The organism is Teichococcus aerofrigidensis, from assembly GCF_054073225.1.
Genome location: NZ_JBSXMU010000206.1, coordinates 1 through 3,114 on the forward strand (window position 1 = coordinate 1; position 3,114 = coordinate 3,114).

Sequence of the window (3,114 nt, forward strand, 5' to 3'; positions counted from 1 at the left end):
CTGGCCGAGGCGCTGGGCGGCGCCGCGCCCCCGGCGCAGCCGCCCCCGCCGGCGGAGCGGCGGATCGACGCCAGCCTGACGGTCAGCGCCAGCGAGGCCTTGCAGACCATGGATTTCGAGGCGATGGGCGCGGCCGAGATCGCCGCCGCCCGGCAGGAGATCCGCCGCCTCACCCTGCCGCTCGACGCCCGCCCGACGCGCCGCTTCCGCCCCGACCCCGCCGGGCGCCGGGCCGATCTGCGCGCCACCATCCGCGCCAGCCTGCGCCAGGGGGGCGAGATCCTGGAGCTGCGCCGCATCCGCCGGGTGGTGCGGCCGCCGCCCCTCGTCGTCATCTGCGACATTTCCGGCAGCATGGCGCGCTACGCCCAGGTGCTGATGCATTTCCAGCACGCCGTCACCTCGGACCGCGACCGGGTGGCGAGCTTCCTCTTCGGCACCCGGCTGACCAACATCACCCGCGCGCTGCGCCACCGGGACCCCGAGGCCGCCTTCCAGATGGTCAGCCACATGGTGCCGGACTGGTCCGGCGGCACCCGCATCGGCGAGGCGCTGGAGCTGTTCAACCGCCAGTGGTCGCGCCGCGTGCTGGGACAGGGCGCGGTGGTGCTGCTGATCACCGACGGGCTGGAGCGCGGCGGCGAGGCGGATCTGGCGAAGCTCGCCGCCGCCACCGAGCGGCTGCGCAACTCCTGCCGGCGGCTGATCTGGCTGAACCCGCTGCTGCGCTTCTCGGGCTTCCAGCCACGCTCCCAGGGCATCCGCACCATGCTGCCCCTGGTGCATGAGCACCGTCCTGTCCACAATCTGGAGAGCCTGCGCGCACTGGTACGGACCCTCTCCGCCCCGGCGCCGCGGCGCTAGAGCGTTTTCCGTTCGCATTGGCTCACGGCAAACGCTCCAGCCACTTGTCTTGCGAGCATCTTTACCCGATCCGGTGATTCCGCCGGATCGGGATTTGCCCGAGTCGAATCCAGGGCCTGCCGCCCCGCCCCTCCCCACGCCGGACAGCCGGCGGGCCGGGCGCCAGGCCTTCCGAGATCGAGACTCTCCAGGGACGGAGGACCGGCATGAGCGACCAGGAAGACATTCTCTCGACCGCCGCGGACTGGCTGGCGGCCGGGGAGACGGTGGCGCTGGCCACCGTGGTGGAGACCTGGGGGAGTTCCCCCCGCCCCGCGGGCTCGCAACTCGCCGTGACCGCCTCGGGCCGGCTGGCGGGCAGCGTCTCCGGCGGCTGCATCGAGGGCGCGGTGGCCGAGGCGGCGCGGCGCAGCATGGCCGACGGCCAGCCGCAGCTGCTCGACTTCGGCATCAGCGACGAGCGCGCCTGGGAGGTCGGGCTGGCCTGCGGCGGCAAGCTCAAGGTCTTCGTCGAGAAGCTGGACGCCGCGGCATGAAGGCCGGCTTCCTGGCGCGCCTGCGGGCGGCGCGGACGGCGGGCCGCCCGGTCGCCGTGCTGACCCGGCTGAGCGATGGCGCCCAGCACCTCCACCCCGAGGACGAGCTGCCCGCCGCCCTGGCCGAGGCAGCGCGCGAGGTCCTGGCCAGCGACGCCGCGCGCAGCCTGACCGAGGAGGGCGTCTGCTGGTTCGTCCAGCCCTACAATCCGCCGCTTCGGCTCATCGTGGTCGGCGCGGTGCACATCGCCCAGGCGCTGGTGCCGATGGCGGCCGGGCTCGGCTATGCCGTGACGGTGGTCGACCCCCGCCGCGCCTTCGCCACCGAGGAGCGCTTCGGCGCCGCCGTGACGCTGGTCGGCGACTGGCCGGACGAGGCCATGCAGGGCCTGGCGCCCGACAGCCGCACCGCCGTCGTCACCCTGACCCATGACCCCAAGCTGGACGACCCGGCGCTGGAAGTGGCGCTGCGCTCCCCCGCCTTCTATGTCGGCGCGCTGGGCAGCCGCCGCACCCATGCGAAGCGCCTGGCGCGGCTGGCCGAGGCGGGGCTGAGCGAGGCGGAGACGGCGCGCATCGCCGCCCCCGTGGGACTGGCCATCGGCGCGGTGACGGCGCCGGAGATCGCGCTGTCCATCATGGCCGAGATCGTGGCCCGCCGCCGTGGAGCGGAGATCGGGAAGCCGCGCGAAGCGGCGCCGGCGCCATGATCTTCGGCCCCACCCGCCTCGACCAGGCGCTCGGCGCGGTGCTGGCGCATACCCGGCGCCTGCCGGGCCGCGTGCTGAAGAAGGGGACCGTGCTGGACGCCACCGCCATCGCGGCGCTCCGCGAGGCCGGCGAGGAGGCGGTGATCGCCGCCCGACTGGAGGAGGGCGACGTGGCCGAGGACGCGGCGGCGCACCGCCTCGGCGAGGCCCTGCTCGGGCCGCACCTCACCCGCACGCGCGCCGCCACCGGCCGGGTCAACCTGCTGGCCGGGGCGGCCGGGCTGCTGGTGGTGGACCGCGCGCGGGTGGACCGGCTGAACGCCCTGGACGAGGGGCTGACGCTCGCCACCCTGCCGGGCCATGTGCCGGTCTCGCCGCGGGAGATGCTGGCGACCGCCAAGATCATTCCCTTCGCCGTGCCGGGCGCGGTGCTGGAGGCGGCGGAGGCGCTGGCGCGCGAGGCGCCGCTGCTGGCGCTGCATCCGTTCCGGCCGCTCACGGTCGGGCTGGTGCTCACGGAGCTGCCGGGGCTCAAGGAGAGCGTCATGGAGGGCGCGGTGGAGGCCACGGCGGAGCGCGTCGCCGGCCTGAGCGGCAGGCTGCTGCCGCCCGAGCGCTGCGCGCATGAGGCGGGCGCGATCGCCGCGGCGCTGCGGCGCCTGGGCGAGCGGGGGGCGGAGATGCTGCTGGTGGCCGGCGCCTCGGCGGTGGTGGACCGGCGCGATGTGGGGCCGGCGGGCATCGTCCTGGCCGGGGGCGAGATCCTGCATTTCGGCATGCCGGTCGATCCGGGCAACCTGCTCTGCCTCGGCCGGATCGGCGAGGTTCCCGCCATGGTCCTGCCCGGCTGCGCCCGCAGCCCGAAGCTGAACGGCTTCGACTGGGTGCTGCAGCGGCTGTTCGCCGGCCTGCCGGTGGGACGTGCGGAGATCGCCGGCATGGGGGTGGGCGGCCTGCTGAAGGAGATCGAGCTGCGTCCGCTGCCGCGCGAGGCCGCCTCGCGC

4 protein-coding genes are annotated in these 3,114 nt (G+C 75.2%); all 4 read left to right on the forward strand.

Going from position 1 to position 3,114, the window contains the following annotated elements:
* Window positions 1-864, forward strand: an 864-nt coding sequence (locus ACVMLK_RS20455) for a vWA domain-containing protein (protein ID WP_457487466.1), incomplete at its 5' end; no start/stop codon positions are given.
* Between the two features lie 206 nt (window positions 865-1,070).
* The gene (locus ACVMLK_RS20460) at window positions 1,071-1,400 is read left to right on the forward strand and encodes an XdhC family protein (protein ID WP_198364709.1); all 330 of its coding nucleotides are present in this window, start codon (window positions 1,071-1,073) and stop codon (window positions 1,398-1,400) included.
* Entirely contained in the window at window positions 1,397-2,110 is a 714-nt protein-coding gene (locus ACVMLK_RS20465) for an XdhC family protein (RefSeq protein ID WP_457487467.1), read from the forward strand. Before ACVMLK_RS20460 ends, ACVMLK_RS20465 begins: the two co-directional genes overlap by 4 nt.
* The coding region (locus tag ACVMLK_RS20470) for a molybdopterin-binding protein (protein WP_457487468.1) at window positions 2,107-3,114 on the forward strand (1,008 nt) is incomplete at its 3' end. The genes ACVMLK_RS20465 and ACVMLK_RS20470, both read left to right, overlap by 4 nt.

Bases quoted from the DNA above. Each gene is read 5' to 3' on its own strand.
- ACVMLK_RS20460 (WP_198364709.1), top strand. From the start codon at position 1,071: ATGAGCGACCAGGAAGACATTCTCTCGACCGCCGCGGACTGGCTGGCG.
- ACVMLK_RS20465 (WP_457487467.1), top strand. From the start codon at position 1,397: ATGAAGGCCGGCTTCCTGGCGCGCCTGCGGGCGGCGCGGACGGCGGGC.